Raw genomic sequence first — 15995 nt, forward strand, 5'->3', positions numbered from 1 at the left:
CTAGCGATTGGAGCAGATCCAATTGGTTGTCGTGTCGCCCGGAAGGCTGGCAGCCACGATGCCATATTGCTTGACAGAGCTCATCATCTCATCGGATCCGATGTACTGCTTCAGCGCCTCGTTGAATTTGGCCAGAAAGTCGGCATCTTCGGAGCGAAAACCGAGACCGACCCAGTTATAGGTCCACTCCGGCAGAGCGGCAGGATCGGTGGCCTGGATTTCGCCACTCGATTGGTCTGCCATGAGTTTGGCTTCCAAATAAGTCATGCTGCCGGCATCACCACGTCCTGCCTTGATCGCGGCGAGCACCTCCGACGGTCCGGGGACAACCATAATCTTGGCCTCCGCAATTCCTTCTTTCTTGGCGGCCGCAATTGTGCTGGATCCCGCATATGTCACGAACACCGCCCCCTTCTCGGCGATATCCTTGTAGGTATTGATGTGCTTGGGATTGCCGGCTGGCACTATGAAGCCGTCGCCGAGCTTCGCGATAGGCTCGGAAAAAGCGACGTTCTTGCACCGAGCACCCAAGATATACATTCCGCCCGTGATGATGTCATAGCGGTTTGCCTGAAGGCCAGGGATCAGGCCTCCCCAGTCGGTGACGGTTGTCTCCACATTTGTGTAGCCCATCTTCTTCAGGACACCGAGGGCAATCTCGTTTGCAAACCCTTTCGGGTGACCCTGATCGTCAGGATAACCAAAGGGCAGCACATTGGCGAACCCTATTCTGACTGGCTGCCCTGCCTGGACACGATCACTTAGCGGACCGGCATGGGCAGCACACGTACCCACCAAGAGCGCGAGACCTGCCATCAACGTGCTGAGTTTCAACTTACCCATTGTTTTACCCTCTGATTGCCATTTTTATATTTTTATTACACTCCAGCGACGTTAATATCTCCGGAGACTTAGTGGCCTCCGCTCAGGATCGCCGCGATACTGAGCGGTGAAGTGATCGAGACTTCGTCTGCCAATCACAATTCCAACGCCGTGACCTTTCCTCAACGATCACTCGAACGTGTCCGCCGTCGCCCACCCCGCCCTCATGTGAGGCTGAGATGGTCTTGGGAACATACGTCATCCTTCTTCGAAGCATCGTTCGAGGACCCGCTTCCGTCAAATTCTGTTTGTGTATCCTCTTCATCTCGAAGCCAGATGGCAGCGAAGTGCAAGCTCGGAATCGAGGACGTCGGAGCCCGTTTGTCACGAAGCGAGCATAAGTCCTGCCACGTCAAGCGCGAATGTGCTACGACAATTCTGATGAGAAGCTCGCAGCTTCATTGTCGCGCCGCACGCAAAGCCGGATAGCTTCCGATACCGACGCGACGTTAACGTTTGGCCGATTGGAAGGGAGTCAAAAGCACTGGGCGGAGAAAACGACGCCAGCTTAAAGAGAAAAATCTGCCTTTGGAACAAAAGCAAGGGCAAGAGCTGGTCTCAATGAGGCGCCCCTCCCGCGCACGGGCCGCAGCATGCCGTCCTTGGCAGGCCTTACGGCGGCGCTCTATCGCAAGACGTCTAATGCAAGGCACCGCCCGCAATGCCAAAGTGAGAGAGGTCGCGAGGAGGCACTTGGCAGCCCCAACGCATATCGCCTCACGAGCGGGCTGATGCCATTCGCCCTTCGGCGTATGGTCGTTCTCATTGGCCGCCGTGCCGGCAACCAATTTGGATGCGCGAGATCCATTCGATCAGGCTTCTCGCGAAACTACGCGGGACGAAGAGATCGCATTGGACGGATCCGGTGCGCACCAACAGGACGGGCACGCGATGAAAGCCAACTTGGACCCCCTCCCCCTCTTGCAAAGAGTCCCAATCCACGACGACGCATCGCTCCAGGACATATTTGATATTTTCGTCGGAAAGCCGCAGACGCACCCTACCTTCACCGAGTTCGAGCATGCAGCCCAGCTCTGGATCGATATCAATAGGAGTTAGCGATCCTTCGGAGAGCAGCCAGAAGCGGCGGGGTGCAATGCGAATGACAAGCTTGCCGTCTTGGTACGCAGTCTCACCGATCTTCTTAGGGAGCTGACCGCCGAGCCTCGGCGCCAGGTCGGCCTCAAAACGCTCCATGGCGCCATCCCAGCCGTCGAACTGAAGGATTGCGCAGTCCTGGGAGTCTATCCCGAGACCGGCTTGGTCAGAACCATTAGCCATGGAACCAATCTCCCTTCGGGTCGAGGAATGTGGGCGAGACTACGCGCGCCCGCACCGCCTCACCTTTCAAGGGATAATGAGCGATAAATTCGGCGCCATTCTGTGCTGCGCTGGAGGCAAGAAGCCCCAGCCCCACCCAGGCGTCAAGTGTGGGACTATACGTGGTCGAAGTGATGCGCCCGAGCCCATGACCCTGAACAGGCTCGTCAGGCCTGAAGAGTATCGCTCCACCGCGCAACCGTTTGCCATCTTCGACGCAACGCAGCCCGACCAATCGTGGGCGCTCAGGGTCGCTGAATGCTTCGCGCCGACCAAGAATGTCTCCGACGAACCCGCTGCGTTTGCCCGCCATGCGGCGTAGCCCGAGATCGTCGAGCGTGGTCCTGCCGTCGATCTCCGGCCCAGCCACATGACCTTTTTCGACGCGTAGAGCCCCCAAAGCCTCGATGCCGTAGGGCTTGAGACAGAAGGGCGCGCCGGCCTCCATCAGATGACACCATGCTTCCTTGCCTACGCTCGCGCCCGTATAGATTTCGTAGGCGCGCTCACCCGAAAAGCTGAGACGAATGATGCGCAGGGGCTTGTCCCGATACCGCCCTTCAAGAAGACCCATATGTGGCAACGCGTCATTGGACACGTCCAAATCGGGAAACGCGGCCGCGACGATATCGCGGCTCTTGGGACCGGCCACCGACATCGCCGCCCACTCGTCTGACACTGAAGTTACCGAAACGCGGAGATCCTGCCAGGCGGTGTCGAGCAGAAATTCGAGCCGAGACATTACGTCCGCGGCCCGAGCGGTTGATGTCGTCATAAAAAAATGCTGGTCGCTTATCCTGGTCGTAGTGCCGTCGTCGAAGACGATGCCGTCATCGCGCAGCATCACGCCATAACGCGCGCGGCTGACGGGCAGCTTGGCAAAGCCGTTAACATAAACCCGATCAAGGAATTCAGCGGCATCCGGCCCCTGAACCGCGATTTTGCCGAGCGTGGAAATGTCCATGAGGCCAGCCGCCTCCCGCACATTACGCATCTCCGCGACATACGCCTGGTTCACGTCGCGGCCAGAAGCATGATAGAACCACGGTCGCATCCAGAGGCCGGTTTCAAGCATCTCCGCGTCATTGGAAACATGCAAGTCATGCATTGGTGTTCGCCGAAACGGCTTGTAGTGATGCCCGTGACTAAGCCCAGCCAGCGCCCCCACGGCGACGGGCGTAAAGGGAGGCCGGAAAGTCGTAGTGCCAACGTCTTGGATCGCCATGCCGCGCAACCCGGCCATGGCGGAAAGCGCGTAGAAATTGCTGGTCTTGCCCTGATCGGTGCCCATCCCCAGTGTGGTGTAGCGCTTGAGATGTTCGACGGACTGGTATCCCTCCTGATGCGCCAGCGCGATGTCACTCACCGTTACGTCCATCTGCAGGTCGACGAAGGCCTTCCCCTTGGCAAGGTTCATCTTGCCACCGCCCCCATCGTAGGCCTTATCCGAGAAGCTCTCATCCTCGACCGGAAGCGCAGGGGGTTTTGGCCACCTATCATCTTCCCCAACACTAAGTCCGGCGTTGGTCGCAGGAAGAGCAAGCTTGGCCCGCGCCTGCGATGATCTCGTTGCATCGCAGAACGTGAGCGCCTCGTTCGCTGCACGACCCCCCTCGTCTACGGCAGCTCCCAGGGTGAAGCTTCCAATTATAGCACCGGCCGCAAACTGCCCCGCTCCGAGCTTGCCGGGGACGAAAGCGCGAATGTCTTCGCGATAAACCGGCTTGATTCCGAGATGGGAGGTCAGATGCACCGTCGGAGACCAACCGCCAGAAACCGCTACCAGATCGCATTCCAGTGTAGTCTTGCCGCTGGGTTCGACAAGCACGACCGCACGGACACTGTGACCTCCGATAGCCTTTGCGATCATCGATGTCGCGCGGACGGCGATGCCTCCGCGGCGCGCCTGCTCCAGGAGTCGAGGCGCAGGCTGCGCGCGGCTATCAGCTATGGTCACTTGCGCCCCGGCCGCCGCAAGATCGATTGCCACGCTGTAGGCGCTGTCATTGTCAGCCGCAACCAGCACCCTCTTACCCGCAAGCACGCCGTATCTATTAAGATAGGTGCGCGCCGCCGAGGCGAGCATTATGCCGGGCCTGTCATTGTTTGCAAAGATGAGCGGACGTTCGATCGACCCCGTACAGTAGACAATCGACTTGGCGCGCAAAATCCCCATGGTCTGGCGCGCTTGGCCTTGTCTCGCGTCGGAGGATCTTGAACCGTGCCGCTCCAAAAGGCCGAGAACATTGCCGTCATAGATGCCGAACGCGATAGTGCGAGTCATGAGGGAAACGTTCGGCATGTCCGCGAGCCGTGCCAACATTCCAGCAAGCCAAGCCCCCGCTTGGCCGTCCGAAGGCTCTGACAAGAGATAGCCCCCCGCCATAAAATCCTGCTCTATGAGCACGACCTCGGCGCCCGCTTCCGCTGCAGCCATCGCGACCGCCAGTCCGGCCGGTCCAGCTCCGACAACCGCCACGTCTGCAAAGAGGTGACGAACTTCATACCTGTCAGGGTCGGGCTGTTCCCCTGCACGGCCGAGCCCTGCCGCCTTGCGGATGAAGTGCTCGTAAAACATCCAGGAACGCCGAGTTGGTCCCATAAAGGTTTTGTAGTAGAAGCCGGCCGCCAAGAAAGGTGAGAACCAGCTATTGATGCTTTGAAGGTCGAACTTGAGCGATGGCCAGCGATTCTGGCTTTCTGCCACCAGGCCGTCCGCCAGTTCCACCGCAGTTGCCGGCAGGTTTGGCTCGCGCCGGCCGCCGGTTCCTAGTGTCACGAGCGCATTCGGTTCCTCGGGTCCCGCGGAGTATATACCGCGCGGCCGATGATATTTGAAACTCCGGCCAACAATTTTCACTCCGTTGGCAAGCATGGCCGACGCCAGGCTGTCTCCACGAAAGCCCGTCATCGCCTTGCCGTCGAAGGTAAATGCAACTGACTGCGAACGATCGATCCGTCCGTGTCCGTTCAGCCGCTTCATGCGAGCGCCCCTCTGCTGAAGTTCACCGAAAGGATCGTGTGATTGACGGTATTGCGCTCAACAATTAGCCATTGCCTGCACCCCATGACATGCTGCCAATATTCCCGGTGGACGCCTGCCGGGTTCTCTCGCACGAAGACGTAACGGTACCAGCGCTCGAAATCGGGATCATTGTGAGCGGGACGACCAACCGATGCATCGCCGGAATAGCGAAACTCATCGTGATCGCGCGGACCGCAGCAGGGGCAATCGATTTGCAGCACTTGGGGTCAGTCCTATTATTGGAGCCAGGCGAAGGGGCCGATGCCGGCTTCGTCGATTGTGCGTCCAGTGCGGAAGCGGTCGAGGCCGTAGGCGGCGATAAGCGGATGAGGTGAGCCTGTGGCGAGGGTATGGGCGAAGCACCAACCCGAGGCGGGAGTAGCTTTGAAGCCGCCATAACACCAGCCACCATTGAGATAGAGCCCATCAATCGGCGTTGGACACATGATCGGGCTGGCGTCGGGCGTCATGTCTATCACCCCGCCCCAATGGCGGAGGATACGTAGGCGAGAAATACAGGGCATCAAGGCGACCGCGGCCTCAGCGACGTCGCGCACGATACCAAGATTGCCGCGCTGAGCATATGAATTGTAGCCGTCGAGCGCGCCGCCAAATACAAGCCCGCCTTTGTCAGACTGGCTGACATAAAAATGGTCTGCACCATAAGCAACGGTCTGATGGACAAGCGGTTTGATTGGCTCGGTCACGAAAGCCTGTAGAACATGGCTCTCTATCGGCAGTTCGAGGCCGGCCTTGCGGCCTAACGTTGAGGTGTGCCCCGCCACGGCAAGCCCAACCCTGCCGGCGCCGATTTGCCCTCGGGTCGTTTCAACGCCAACGATACGCTCGCCTTGGCGAATGAAGTCCGTCACCTCGCAGTTCTGAATGATATCGACGCCATGGGCGTCGGCGGCACGTGCATATCCCCAGGCCACAGCATCGTGACGAGCAGTACCAGCGCGGCTCTGCCAGTGCGCGCCGTGAATGGGAAACCGCGCCGTCTCCGAATAATCGAAATAGGGCACCATCCGTCGGACTTCGTCGCGGTCAAGAACTACCGCGTCGATGCCGTTCAGCCGCATAACATTGGCGCGATGGCTGAAGGCATCAAGTTGATCGGGCGAGTGCGCAGCGACTAACTGACCGCGCTGCGAGAACATCACGTTGTAGTTGAGTGTCCGCGACAGGTCCTCCCATAACTTCAACGAAAATTCGTAGAACTGGGTGTTACCGTCGAGCAAATAGTTGGATCGGACGATCGTTGTATTTCGGCCAACGTTGCCACCACCAATATAGCCCTTCTCAAGCACCGCTATGTTGCGAATGCCATGGTTCTCGGCGAGGTAGAAGGCGGTCGCCAACCCGTGCCCCCCGCCGCCTACGATGATCACATCATAGCTCGGCTTCGGACTGGGCGCCCGCCAGGCGAGAGGCCAGTGTTTTTGCCCCGAGAGGCCATTACGCAGAATGGAGAAAACCGAATAGCCGTGCATGCCGGACCCGTCACCTTGGCGAGCAGCAGGTTTTCTGCGCCCCGCTGAATGGTGTATGCGCCAGTTGGCTTCAGGTACGCCAACATAAAGTCTCGAAAGGTGCTATCGCGTTTTAAGATGGCCAAGAACAGCCGAAACGAGATGGTTACCGCTATACCCGATAGAGAGACGCCAGCTTCCCTAAAAGCCACAGTGACCTGCTTCTTTGGATGGTCTAGGGCTGCGATCGCTGACCAGGACACTGTCCGGCCGCTTGATCGACCTATCGATCAATTGGGACTGCTTGTCAGATCTCGAACATTTCTCTTGGCGCTTTCGTAAGGAAAACGGCACCAGCCTTTTCGACAACAACGCAGTCAGATAAGAAATGGTCATTCTGCCCATCCGTGACCCAAGTCAACAGATGAAACGTCATGGATTCGAGGATTTCCATCGAGCTCGTCTCATGCAAGCTCTGTACTCCAGGGCCGCCAGTCCAAGTGGGCGGGAAGGACAGGCCGACCATATATCCACAATGAGGAGCCCGGGGACTAACCTTCGCGGGGTCGAGACGTGCCTTCCAAGCGCCATAGACGTCCCGAGCAAGACATCCAGGCTTGAGAGCGGCTAGGGCGGCCAGATGCGCTTGGTGGCTCACTTCGCTTAAGCGCTTGGCTGCCGCAGATGCGGATCCGATGTACCCGTACCTGGCCATTGGCGCATGATAGCGATTTACACAGCCCGACAGTTCCAGAAGAAGCGGGGCACCATTTTTGAGAGGCTGGTCGGTCCACGAAGTATGTGGCTCTGATATCCGGTCACCCGATCTGAGGAACGGTGGAAAGCCCGGACATTGTCCTCCCGCTTCGATCATCGCGCCGTAGATTTTGGCAGCAACAGTGTTTTCGACCACCCCCTCCCCTGCTTCACGCAGACCGGTGGAAATCATGAGGTCTGAAATCTCCGCAGCGCGCTTTATCTGCTCTACTTCGAAGGGTGATTTAACTTCTCTCAGGCTCTCGACTATGCCCGATGCATCAATGATGTGAGCTTTGGGAAGATACGATTGGAGAGGAGCGTCTATTTTGACCGTGGCGGCGCTGTTCCGCTGAAGCGCGACGCGCGCGCCCTCTCCTGCCAACGAGACAATTCTGGCCGATATCAGCGCGGCGACGTCGTCGGAGTCCTTGTATCCAGCAAATTCAACGCCAGTGGTCTGGCGTGAGACCGTGGGCTCTTCGATATATCGCGCGAACAGAATTGAGTCGGCTTCGGAAAATACCAGCAGAGCATGAAGGGCAAAATAGCCTTCATAATCAAGGCCTGTAATGTAACAGATATTCTCCGGGCTGGTGAATACTGATACGTCAATGTTTCGGTCTCGAGAAGCCTGCTTAACCGCAGCTAGCCGGCGCTCATGCTCAAGGCTTGCCGCTGTAGCGTATTGATTCATCGCGATTTCCCCGGTTTGACTGGAATCATTCTCAAAGCCGCCTTCGCTCGATTGGGCTTTGGTTCGTACAAACACACTCATAGGTGGATAAAGGACCATCTACTGCTCCCAGTTCCTTCACCGCCCATGGCTTTGCGCTCGTCTTGGAGGAATATGAGAAGGCACGGTTCGATCGGTCAAATGCAGTGTTGATATAGGGCCTATCTGGCATCGAGATTGGGCTCAATTTCGCCTGAGCCGCGAGCGCGGTCGGGTATGGTCGCTTTATGGCGCGAGCTTCGTCTCGACTAGCTTGATCCAATACGAAGTCCCGTATGGTATGGCTTCGTCATTAAAGTCGTAAGCCGGATGGTGCAAGCCGGCGCTATCGCCGTTTCCGCAAAGTATGTAAGCTCCTGGCCGAGCTTCCAGCATGTACCCGAAATCTTCAGCTGCCATGATCGGTCGGTTAACATGCACATTGGCTTCACCAACTAGACTCGTTGCGACTGCTAACGCCACTTCTGTCTGGTCAGCGTGGTTAAACGTCAGCGGCGCGCCACCAATATATGACAACTCAATTCTTGCACCGCTCATCTTTGCCGAACCCGCAACAATCTCGCTCAATCGAGACTTTATCAAGTTGTGCACTTCAACGGAAAGCGAGCGTATGGTTCCGCGTAGAATAGCGGATTGCGGAATTACGCCTGGTGTTGAACCTGCGTGAAATTCGGAGATTGAGACTCCCGCAGCTTCCAAGGGATCCACGTTTCGAGCCACGATTTGCTGGACAGCTGTTATGAGCTGGGCGCCGACTAGCACCGGATCGATACAGTCGTGCGGTGCACATGCGTGACCGCCTCTCCCCTTGATGTTTATCTCCACGACATTGTAAGCGGCCATCATAGGGCCTGGCCGAATGCTAAATGATCCCAAGGCGAGACCCGGCCAATTGTGCATGCCGAACACCTCCGACACATCGAAGCGTTCCATCAAGCCGTCCTTGATCATGGCAGCAGCGCCAGCTTCCTCTTCTTCAGCAGGCTGGAAAATTAAGACAGCGCTGCCACGGAAATTGCGTCTTTCTGCGAGGTAGCGGGCAGCACCCAGCAACATAGCTGTATGGCCGTCATGGCCACACGCATGCATTTTGCCGGGCGTCTGTGACGCATAGGGTAAGCCGGTCGCCTCTATAATAGGCAGCGCATCCATATCCGCCCTCAACCCAATCGATATGTTTCGACTTGAGTCTGGTTGAATCCGCCCTTTGATGACGCCCACAACGCCGGTACGCCCGATCCCTTCCACAACTTCATCGCAGCCAAACTCACGCAGCCGAGAAGCGACAAACGCAGAGGTTCGATGGACATCATAAAGGAGTTCGGGATGCTGATGCAGGTGCCGCCGCCAACCTATGATGTCAGGGTGCAAATCGGCCACGCGATTAATAACGGGCATGCAAACAACTCCCATATCCACCCGTGGACGTGGCACGCGTGGGGTGGCAGGTCAAATATGAAATGTCGCCCGTGTCCATCTAGGATTCAGATGGTTCTCGTAGCCTGCTCCCGGTTTTCGGACAGGCGGCTAATCTTACAGCGTCATAAATTGCTGGCCTGACGCGGATTGCCCAGGCTCTCGTGCAGCACGGATTGCAGGCAGTTGGCCAGGCCACAGTCAGGCGTCGCCTGATGGTCGGGATTGAGGTCGGGACGTGCCGCTCAAGTCGGATCGGAGGATCCGCGGGGTCGATAAAGGTCGGGAAGACAAGACCAAGTGCGTCGGGGCGCGAGCTGGAGCTGACGGGGAATCGTCTCCCTCAGAGCTATCCGCCACAGGCGGCGATACAAAGACCGGCGTGGTGGCGGAAGCCCCGCCACCCTCGACCTTCGTAGTGGCGCAGTCCCAGCTCCCGCTCGAGCTCGAGCTCGTGATAGTCTCGCTCGATCCGCCAACGCAGCTTGGCGGCTCCACATTGCGAGATCACGTCAGCAGTTTAGCTGAGTGCTTTGATGCTCCGCAATCACGCCATGTGATCGTAGCGTCGGCCGGCAAGGTGGAGAGCCAACACTTGCTCGGCTCGACCTCGCCTTCAGGCCACTCGATCAGGAGCCACTCTTGGGCGTGAGCCTCGGGCCGATTGTAGTCCCTGGAGGCCGGCCTCAGGCGCACGGCGGCGAAGCGGCAACTGAGCTCGGAGTTGGTTCTTTCACGCCAGGCGATCGTGCGCCAGGTTTCGGCGCGAACTCCTCGGCGAGGGCCTTGGCCGAGATCGGCTTGTAGCGCAGCCGCGGGGAATGCGGAGCTCCCTGCCCTTTTCGGCAGCAACTGAGACCTGCAACAGCCAGTGACCCGAGTGACATCTTGGAAGCATTTGTAAGGCTATCACGCTCGAGCGGCCGGCGTATTTCGCGCCAGCGCCAGCGCCGCTTCGTTAGCGTTGTGCCAGTGGAAACTGTATCTTGTGCGAAAGGCCTCTGGGCTTGAGGATCGACTCGACGAACGCTTCAATCAATTGCCGGCGCAATAATATTCGGGTTGTTGTGCCGTAATTGAGTGCGCCGGACCCCACCAGGAAATTGATAAAGGGCTTAACCGGTCTCGTCCCAGATCGTCGCCCCAAACGGGCTTCGTGAAGCCTGTAGGAAAGGCCCGGCAATAGCGACGAACATTAGTCCCATAGGCCGTGAAAGCGTCGGTATTCATTTTTTTGGGGTTTCTCTCCACGTAAGCGTCGCGTCGAGCGAGATCGATTAATCGCGTTTGTTCGTTAGCGGTTATTCTTCATTGAAAGAGCAGAACGGCCGAGCGAAATTTTGGGTACTCCGGTGACTTTACGAAGCCATCTGCGACGAGTTCGAACACTATGGCTGGCGCCGTCAATGAACTGCCTGCGTCGCACTGCTTTTGAGTTCCTGTTCCACATAGAGCTAGGGGGACTCCCAAGGCCCGGACGGAGTCCTGAATGGCGTGCGGCTACCGAAGGACTTGGCATCGGTCATTGAGGCCCGGCAAAAAATAGATTGAGCGAGCTGAGAGTTCTCTCTAACCCAGCCGCTTACCGCAGCGATCAAAGAGCGCTGATCTTGGCCGAGACAAGCAGCAGGCGTCGCTCTTGGCGACCGCGGCGCCTCACTTGCCGCTGGTGCCAGGCTCGAATTATTTTGAAATAGATTACGTCGCACTTGACCGCCAATCAAGTAAAATTTATGTAATATCAAATTACGTTAATATACATTATTGCAAAATTTACTTTAACCGGGCCGTAACCCAAGTTTAACAAATATTCCTTAGCGCGTTCACCTGACATTGCTATCTTCGCTTTCAGTAAGTTTAGTCCAGCTTAGCGACTGCACGGAGGACGTCATGAGACTTCCTGTGTCAACCCTGAGTGATCATGGCGCGAGCTTGTGGGTATTTTTGGGGGTCATAGGGAATACCGTCCTGCCATCCTCTCCAGAGGATGCGCAGGGCATGAGGGTGGCGACATCCACGTTTGCCGGCGTCTTGATTGACTTTCGCGGCCTATGGACTTGCGTGTCTGGAGTTGTCTGCGAAGCAGGTGACGGCGGCGCGCAGGCGTTTGTTGCAGGCCCATCGCTAGCCAACGCCTCGGGATCGCCCGCTGTGGTATGTGACGGGAGCGACGCCGGCCTCTGCGGCGGGATGATGCTCGCTTTGGAAGCGGTCGCGCACGTCGCCCAGCTCGGCGGTGATCTGGGCCGCGCAGATTTTTCCGGCGCGCAGAAACGACATGAGGATGCATCCTTCCGGCAGTTGAGCCACGGCATGCTCGATGAGACTGGAGAGGTTGGCGATCTGGACAGGATCGAGGCGACGTGGACATCCCAATATCCCAACCCAATCCCGACACCCAGCTTCATGACCGCGATCCTGATGCGTGTCGGTCTGGCAGGCTGTGCCCGCCTGGCTTGGATCATCAGTCGGTGGCAATGGCAGGACCGGCCATGCATGCGGCGATTCCATCAGTTTCCAGTATGAGCGCCCCAACTGCCAAAGACCTCATTGCTCTATGCGCCCGTTCGCGCGGATTTCTCACTGATATAACCTTGCGTGATGCCGGGCACGTCAATGCGGTTCTGGTGCACGGCAGGTTCGAGTCCCAAAGCTACACTGAGGACTTATTTCACAATCTCTCCCTAGCCTGCCCCGCCAGCCTGTCCACGGCACAACCCATACGGCGTGCCGAGTTTCTGGCCGGTCGCGCGATGGCGCGGGCGGCTTTGCACGCGCTGGGCCAAGCTGCTCCCGAGATTCCCATCGGTCCCGACCTCGCCCCACTCTGGCCTCGAGGTTCTGCCGGTTCAATCACCCACGCACGGGGGTATTGCGCCTGTTTCGCCATTGCCGACCCGGGCTGGCAAGTCGGCGTGGATGTCGAGACGCTGGCTGGCGGTCATGCGCTAGAGTCAATTCTGAGCATGACCGCGAACGAGAATGAACGTGCCTTGATCGTTCGACAGATGGCTCTTTCCCCAGATTGGCTCTCGACGCTGCTTTTCTCGGCCAAGGAAACGCTTTTCAAAGCGCTCTACCCGGTGGTGCGGCGCTTTTTCGGATTTGATTGTGCTGAACTACGCACGGCTCCTGCAAACGGATACCTGCGACTGCATTTAACGCAAACGCTTTGCCAGCAATTACCTAGGGGCGAACACTTTGACATCTGCTTTAATATTGCATCCGACCATGTATTGACATGGCTGGCTCTGCGCCGAGGATCGGACCTGTGTAGCAATCTGGACACCTTCTGTGGTTGCCGCCCGTAGTGCAAGGAGATTTTTTTCCTGCCGAGATGTGAATAAGCGCGCGCTTCCGTGAGGCCTTCTGTTGCAGCGTTTGGTGCCGCTGGCCGGTATGGTGATGCGCGGATCGGGTCCAAATCTCGAAAGCAAGCTCGTCGGCTACAGGTTTGTCACATTGCACGCCCGCGGCGCCTCCTTCGCTCAACAGGCAACGGCCGCCAGGCGGATCTTCGTCCAGTCCAACCCGGCAAGAAGAGCCATTAGTTGCGAATGGTCCAGACGCATCCGCGCCGCCGATATCGCCGGCCAGCAGAAGCTGTTCTCTTCCAGGGTTTTCGAGTAAAGGCAGACCCCGCTGCCGTCCCACCACACGACGCGAACACGGTCCGGCCGCTTCGATCGAAACACGTGAGCGCTCCGGAGAACGGGGCGAGGCCGCCGTCCATCACCAGGGCTATCAGCGGCGCCGCTCCCTTGCGGAAGTCGACCAACTGGCTTGACACGTAAACGACAACTCCTGTGGCGATCATGCCTTGCGCACCGCGCGCATTGACCAGACGATCGGGATCAACATCGCCCCCGATGCGCATCACGACAACGCCGATGACGATTTCCACCGTCTCACTGCCCATCGCTTCAAAGCGCGTGAACCTGACCGGCTTGACCTGCCCCTCTGTCAGCGGCGAAACCGCTCCAGATGCCAACGCCTTGCGACGCTACGCATAGACCTGCAAAGGGTCCAGTCCGTGAGAGCGGCAATCGCCGAAACATTGCTCCCCAGCGCCAAAGCCTCCGCAACAAGCCGTGCCTTGTCCTCGTCCGACCAATGACGCGACTTGCGTCGAGACTTCAACGGCTCCGCCATCAAAACCTCAAATGTCCGATGCTGATTCAGACTTTCGCTCATAGGACTCTCCGCGTGACCCATCTAGAAAATGAGCGTTCAGAATCCCGCACGCCACGTGGGGTGACCTACGCACTTACCGGAAATCACATAGTCGACTGTAATATCATCGTGCTGTGCCCCAAAAGCGTGGCATGCGCTGTATCAGACAGATCGACGCGAACGCATCGGTAGAGGCGATCGTGACATCCGGGAACGACCGCCGCTTTTAATGGTCGTGACGACATCAGACGCCTTGTAAAGAATGAATGCCAGCTCGGTGTGGAGGTGTTTGCCTGCGCTGGTAAGCACCAAACCGGTTCCTGGCCTCACAAACAGCGGAACACCGAGCTCGTCCTCAATGACTTTGATCTGCCGACTGATCTCTCCCGATGTCACGTTCAGCTCGGAAGCGGCAACCTCAAGAGAAAGATGGCGTGCCGAAGCCTCGAATACCTCGAGGGCAGTGAGAACCTTGAGGGACAGGAGATCATAATAACGATGGGCCATTGAATGCTCCAATCATGTCGGCAGTCGAACTGAACGACCGGATATCATTGTCGTCCTCTGGCCCATAAAGGACGGCCGCGAGCCTGCGCGCGTTAAAGTTGAGTGCGTGATTAGTCACCACTGGGCTTCGTGACCAAACTGCGGCCCTGCGCCGTCACTCAAGCAAGTTGCGTGCCTGTTGGCGTATCGTTGTGAGTCGCACCACTCGTCCCATACCGACAGGTCCGCCCACGCGACCGTTTCGTCGGGTGTCAGCCATTCTTGTCCAGCTTCGGACAAAAGGTTTGCGGATGGAGATGCGCAGTATCGTTCACTTGACGAGATAGCCTATGCGTTCGTCCAGCGGCTACTTTGGTCGCCAGAGGAAACGCGTTTTGCCGGACTGGCAGATGACGGGCGCGATACCGGCTGCGGGGGCGAGCGCGTAGGCGGAACGGAAGCGCGCGAGGTTGCCTGCTTCGGTGATGAGGTCTGCGGTGAGCACGGCACCCTTCCGGGCAGGCTGCGGATGATGGCGGCGTCAGAGTGGCTTTGGAGAAAGGTCTCCAATTCGCGGTCGAGTTCGCCCAGCCGCGTTTTGGTGGCGAGCGCTTCGACAGCCAGTTCTCGGATCAGACGGGCAGTCTTGGCTCGGCTGGGATATTGACCTTCTATTGCGCGGCGGCGGCCAAGGCGACATCGGCCAAGGCTTCGACCCGCGGAATGGCGCCGCCTGCGTTGACATGGCGGACCCGCTTCTTGCCGGCGTCGCGCACTTCGGCCGGCGTGACCTAGCGTGTCACGAGATGCAGCTGCCCCTTGGTGGTGGGATAGAGGCTGCGCTCCAGACCGGGAAAGATGCCGGTGAGCAGGTCACGCTGGTCCATGTACCGGGCTTGGCTGCCAACCGGGCGTGGCAGGGAACCGTCATCGCATGCGCACCTGGTCGGCGATGGTGCGACCGTCGCGCGAACCGGACTTGTTCTCGCCATCGACGGCCGCCTATCGGAAGTCTGACATCGGCAGGCTCTCCCGAAAAGCGCTGTTCGCACAGCATCAACAGGGTAGGGCCGCATGAGGACTATGAAGACCCGGTTCGTCGGGAGATGGTCAGCGCGGGGAGGCAGCCACGAAATTTGGCTGTACTATTCCCAGGAGCTCATTCAAAGTCCTGCCGCGGCGATCCAACTATCCACATGACTTCGCTGATCCCCAAGCCATGTAGCTCGTTTTGGGAGCTATGCTGGAATTTGGATGACGAGGATGATCAAGCGGCGCTCTGCGGCTTCAGTTCAATGATCTCGATTCCGTCCTGGAACGTGGCACCCGCGATGAGTTTAGGGAACTGATTTTTTCCTTTCAGTCGTCGCCACGCCCTGGCGGCGGCCATGACCAGCTTGAAGACCATCAGCCTGGCGGTTTTCGAGGAGCCCTTGGTGCGTATCGTGCGATGGCGCACGGTCGCAAAGACGCTCTCGATGGGATTGGACGTTCGCAGATGATCCCAATGTTCCGCGGGGAAATCGTAGAACGCCGGCAAGGCATTCTGATCTTTGGTCAGGCAGTCGACCGCCTTGCCGTATTTCGCATCATATTTCTCGACAAAGACGGCAATCGCCGTCTCGGCTGAGCCTCGGTTCGGGGCGGAAAAGACTTCGCGCAAGTCCGTCCTCATGGCGGCCTGCACCGATTTCGGCACCTTGTTGAGCATGTTGGCTGTCTTGTGGAC

At 58.1% G+C, this 15995-nt stretch carries 14 protein-coding genes and 2 pseudogenes; 2 read left to right on the top strand and 14 right to left on the bottom strand.

Going from position 1 to position 15995, the window contains the following annotated elements; translation table 11 throughout:
• The 9 genes and pseudogenes from AC0NIE_RS32445 to AC0NIE_RS32485 form a co-directional block, all read right to left on the bottom strand.
• On the bottom strand, positions 1-843 hold the full coding sequence (locus AC0NIE_RS32445) for a transporter substrate-binding domain-containing protein (protein WP_473489663.1): 843 nt from the start codon (positions 841-843) through the stop codon (positions 1-3).
• Between the two features lie 801 nt (positions 844-1644).
• Entirely contained in the window at positions 1645-2163 is a 519-nt protein-coding gene (locus tag AC0NIE_RS32450; protein WP_473489664.1) for a sarcosine oxidase subunit gamma, read from the bottom strand.
• The gene (locus AC0NIE_RS32455) at positions 2156-5185 is read right to left on the bottom strand and encodes a sarcosine oxidase subunit alpha family protein (RefSeq protein ID WP_473489665.1); all 3030 of its coding nucleotides are present in this window, start codon (positions 5183-5185) and stop codon (positions 2156-2158) included. Before AC0NIE_RS32455 ends, AC0NIE_RS32450 begins: the two co-directional genes overlap by 8 nt.
• Positions 5182-5448 (bottom strand): sarcosine oxidase subunit delta, encoded by a 267-nt coding sequence (locus tag AC0NIE_RS32460; RefSeq protein WP_473489666.1) that lies wholly within the window; start codon positions 5446-5448, stop codon positions 5182-5184. Before AC0NIE_RS32460 ends, AC0NIE_RS32455 begins: the two co-directional genes overlap by 4 nt.
• A gap of 15 nt (positions 5449-5463) precedes the next feature.
• Positions 5464-6720 (bottom strand): sarcosine oxidase subunit beta family protein, encoded by a 1257-nt coding sequence (locus AC0NIE_RS32465; RefSeq protein WP_473489667.1) that lies wholly within the window; start codon positions 6718-6720, stop codon positions 5464-5466.
• 286 nt (positions 6721-7006) lie between these two features.
• Positions 7007-8251, bottom strand: a complete 1245-nt coding sequence (locus AC0NIE_RS32470) for a M24 family metallopeptidase (RefSeq protein ID WP_473489668.1) — start codon at positions 8249-8251, stop codon at positions 7007-7009.
• Positions 8252-8416: 165 nt separating this feature from the next.
• Complete coding sequence (locus AC0NIE_RS32475; RefSeq protein ID WP_473489669.1) at positions 8417-9589, bottom strand: M20 aminoacylase family protein; 1173 nt, start codon at positions 9587-9589, stop codon at positions 8417-8419.
• 263 nt (positions 9590-9852) lie between these two features.
• A pseudogene (locus AC0NIE_RS32480) lies at positions 9853-10336 on the bottom strand (hypothetical protein); the annotation flags it as partial.
• A 1395-nt stretch (positions 10337-11731) separates the two neighbouring features.
• Positions 11732-12118: a transposase gene (locus tag AC0NIE_RS32485; protein ID WP_473489670.1), complete on the bottom strand. Its 387-nt coding sequence runs from the start codon at positions 12116-12118 to the stop codon at positions 11732-11734.
• Between AC0NIE_RS32485 and AC0NIE_RS32490 the strand changes: the two genes are divergently transcribed.
• Positions 12100-12918, top strand: a complete 819-nt coding sequence (locus AC0NIE_RS32490; RefSeq protein WP_473489671.1) for a 4'-phosphopantetheinyl transferase family protein — start codon at positions 12100-12102, stop codon at positions 12916-12918. The two genes, AC0NIE_RS32485 and AC0NIE_RS32490, sit on opposite strands and share 19 nt — an antisense overlap.
• Positions 12919-13095: 177 nt before the next feature.
• Here the strand turns inward: AC0NIE_RS32490 and tnpB are convergent, their stop codons facing one another.
• The 4 genes from tnpB to AC0NIE_RS32510 all read right to left on the bottom strand — a co-directional run bounded on the left by tnpB (position 13096) and on the right by AC0NIE_RS32510 (position 14771).
• Positions 13096-13302: an IS66 family insertion sequence element accessory protein TnpB gene (tnpB, locus tag AC0NIE_RS32495; RefSeq protein WP_473489672.1), complete on the bottom strand. Its 207-nt coding sequence runs from the start codon at positions 13300-13302 to the stop codon at positions 13096-13098.
• Between the two features lie 268 nt (positions 13303-13570).
• Positions 13571-13801, bottom strand: coding sequence for a hypothetical protein (locus AC0NIE_RS32500; protein ID WP_473489673.1), 231 nt, complete (start codon positions 13799-13801; stop codon positions 13571-13573).
• A 141-nt stretch (positions 13802-13942) separates the two neighbouring features.
• A complete protein-coding gene (locus tag AC0NIE_RS32505; RefSeq protein ID WP_473489674.1) occupies positions 13943-14287 on the bottom strand; it encodes a LysR family transcriptional regulator in 345 nt (114 codons plus the stop codon).
• Between the two features lie 346 nt (positions 14288-14633).
• Positions 14634-14771 carry a transposase gene (locus tag AC0NIE_RS32510; RefSeq protein WP_473489675.1) on the bottom strand — a complete coding sequence of 46 codons (138 nt, stop codon included), beginning with the start codon at positions 14769-14771 and terminating at the stop codon, positions 14634-14636.
• Positions 14772-14812: 41 nt separating this feature from the next.
• Between AC0NIE_RS32510 and AC0NIE_RS32515 the strand changes: the two genes are divergently transcribed.
• Complete coding sequence (locus AC0NIE_RS32515) at positions 14813-15061, top strand: hypothetical protein (RefSeq protein WP_473489676.1); 249 nt, start codon at positions 14813-14815, stop codon at positions 15059-15061.
• Positions 15062-15533: 472 nt separating this feature from the next.
• On the opposite strand, the pseudogene AC0NIE_RS32520 reads toward AC0NIE_RS32515, so the two are convergent.
• Positions 15534-15995, bottom strand: a pseudogene (locus tag AC0NIE_RS32520) (transposase); the annotation flags it as partial.

Source organism: Mesorhizobium sp. WSM4842, assembly GCF_055901575.1.